We start from the raw sequence: 649 nt of genomic DNA, 5'->3' as shown, positions 1-649 counted from the left end.
GACGAACATTCCAGATCCTCCCGCGAGTTGTAGTGCTAATATTCGCCGGATCTAGAAATATACACAGCCTGTTTTAAGGCTACGCCTTTTGCTCCAGTTTTAACTGTACAATGGGAGCTTGCCATCTGCCGTTAAGCCCTCCGCAGGAGCGCACTGTTTCTCGACGAAGGAGAGAAACGTCTAAGTGCGCATCCCTGAATTAATCAGGGATGATTTTAAGGTCTCACACGCAGGCAGACAAGGTGATATTATGCACAATAACAACTCACATTAACGGCAAAAGTGCAGAGGTAAGAATGACAAATCGTGAAGAGTGGTTAAGTGCAAAAATTGCCTATATCAACGGACTGAAATCACCGTCAGAGCAGCAAAGATTACTTGTGTTACTGGCAGAGAAAAAAAACCGAACAACGACGGATGAAAAAACGTTGTCCGCACTGATACGGGCAGAAAAAACCGCAGAGAAAGCAGCCGCAGCAAAAGCCAGGGTAACGGCAATAATAGCGGCAGAACGGAAGGCAGCCGCAAGGGCGGAACGAAAGGCGCGGGATCATGAACTCTACAAGGCCGCAGGCCTCATGATTGTGGCAGGACTGGTGGACAGCAAAACCGGAAAACCAAAGTTTAGTGCTGCCGAACTGGTAGGCGC

The 649-nt window shown here is 48.5% G+C and carries 1 protein-coding gene; it reads left to right on the top strand.

Going from position 1 to position 649, the window contains the following annotated elements; genetic code table 11:
- Positions 1–296: 296 nt before the first annotated feature.
- On the top strand, positions 297–649 hold a 353-nt coding region (locus AC5O77_RS21990; RefSeq protein WP_283669130.1), incomplete at its 3' end, for a hypothetical protein.

This window comes from Stenotrophomonas sp. INTA L402-1, assembly GCF_059295135.1.
Note: the sequence above shows the minus strand (reverse complement) of the source record. Positions and strands in the feature narration are given on the sequence as shown.